Source organism: Streptomyces chilikensis (genome assembly GCF_001642695.1).
Taxonomy (GTDB): Bacteria; Actinomycetota; Actinomycetes; order Streptomycetales; family Streptomycetaceae; genus Streptomyces; species Streptomyces chilikensis.
The window spans coordinates 1-1,898 of the sequence record NZ_LWCC02000090.1; the positions used below are offsets into that span (position 1 = coordinate 1).

2 protein-coding genes are annotated in these 1,898 nt (G+C 75.1%); one reads left to right on the forward strand and one right to left on the reverse strand.

The window, feature by feature from the left end; all coding sequences use genetic code 11:
- Positions 1-119 precede the first annotated feature (119 nt).
- Positions 120-614 (reverse strand): Lrp/AsnC family transcriptional regulator, encoded by a 495-nt coding sequence (locus A2U95_RS23685; RefSeq protein ID WP_166026562.1) that lies wholly within the window; start codon positions 612-614, stop codon positions 120-122.
- Between the two features lie 117 nt (positions 615-731).
- On the opposite strand from A2U95_RS23685, the gene A2U95_RS23690 reads away from it, so the two are divergent.
- Positions 732-1,898, forward strand: a 1,167-nt coding sequence (locus tag A2U95_RS23690; protein WP_166026564.1) for a trans-sulfuration enzyme family protein, incomplete at its 3' end; no start/stop codon positions are given.

Below are 1,898 nucleotides of genomic sequence, written 5' to 3' on the forward strand. Positions count from 1 at the left end.
GGGCCGGCCGCTGCCCCCGCGGCGCGGGCCGGCCACCCCGCGGCGCGGGGGTGGCCGCTGCCCTGTGGTGCGCCGGGTGGCCGCGCCCTCCCCGTGGGCCCGGGCGGCCGTGCTCGGCCTCAGCCCGTGGTGCCGGGTGCCGGGAGCACCCCGATCCCCTCGCGCCGCTCGAAGATCAGGTGCGTCTCCGTCTGCCGCACCACCCGGTGCACGGTGACGTGCTGCAGCACGAAGTCCCGCAGCGCCTCGGCGTCCGCCACCGCGACGTGCAGGTAGAAGTCGTCCGCCCCGGCCACGTGGAACACCTGGATCACCCCGGGGGTGCGCACCAGGCTCGCGTAGAGCCGGTTCACGTGCTCCGCGTTGTGCCGCTCCAGCCGCACCTTGATCAGCGCCTGCAGCGGGTGCCCCAGCGCGGCGAGGTCGAGCCGCAGCGTCGTGCCCTCCACCACGCCGCGCTCCCGCAGCGCCCGCACCCGGTAGGCGCAGGTCGACTCGGCGAGACCCAGGCGGCGGGCCAGGGCCTTGTTGGTCAGCTCGGGATCCTCGGCCAGCAGAGCGACGATCCTGCGGTCCAGCTCGTCGACGAGCGGCCGCTGCTCTCGTTTTTTCAACGAAATCCCCTGGGCGACGGGCGGCCGATCTCGTCGGCGACCTCCGATGTCGCCGCGTTCGCTGCCGATTCTGCAGCGATCATGCGGTGTTCCTGTTCCTGGTGCAACGCTCCCGCCATGGGCATCCCTCCTGAGCGCTTCGAGACGCTGGCCGTCCACGCGGGCCGCGCGGACCTCACCGAACTGGGCGTGCACGCGCCCCCGATCGACCTGTCGTCCACCAGTCCGCTCCCGGACATCGAGCGCGGCGGGGACTCCTACGAGTCGATGGCGGGCGGCGGCCGCCCGCTCCCCGACGGCGGCGCGGTCTACCAGCGCCTGTGGAACCCGACCGTCGCCCGCTTCGAGTCCGCCCTCGCCGACCTGGAGCAGGCCGAGGCGTCGGTCGCCTTCGCCTCCGGCATGGCCGCCACCACCGCCGCGATCCTCGCCACGACCGGCGGGGGCGACAGGCGCCACGTCGTCGCGGTCCGCCCCCTGTACGGCGGCACCGACCACCTGCTGGCCTCCGGCCTGCTCGGCGTCGAGGCCACCTTCTGCGGTCCCGCCGAGGTGGCCGACGTCCTCGCCGCCCGCCCGGACACCGCCCTGGTGATCCTGGAGACCCCCGCCAACCCCACCCTCGACCTGGTCGACATCGCGGGCGTCGTACGGCAGGCGGGCCCGGTGCCGGTGATGGTCGACAACACCTTCGCCACCCCCGTGCTGCAGAACCCGCTCACCCTGGGCGCGGCCATGGTCCTGCACAGCGCCACCAAGTACCTGGGCGGCCACGGCGACGTCGTCGGCGGCGTCATCGCCTGCGACGAGACCACCGCCGAGGCGCTGCGCCGGGTCCGCGCGATCACCGGCGCCCTGATGCACCCCCTGGCCGGCTACCTCCTCCACCGGGGCCTGGCCACCCTGCCCACCCGGGTCCGCGCCCAGCAGGAGACGGCCCGCGAACTCGCCGGCCGGCTCGCCCGGCACCCCGCCGTGGAGCGCGTCTTCTACCCCGACCTGGACTCCGCCGTCCTGGCCGACGGCCGCACCGGTTCGCTGCGCCACCAGATGCGCGGTCCCGGCGCGATGATCTCCCTCGCCCTGCGGGGCGGCTACGACGCCGCGAAGCGGCTGACCTCCTCGCTCTCCCTCTTCACCCACGCCGTCTCCCTCGGCGGCGTCGACTCCCTCGTCCAGCACCCGGCCGCCCTCACCCACCGCCCGGTGGCCCCCGAGGCCCGCCCCTCGGCCAACGTGGTCCGCCTCTCCGTCGGCCTGGAACACGTCGACGACCTCGCCGCC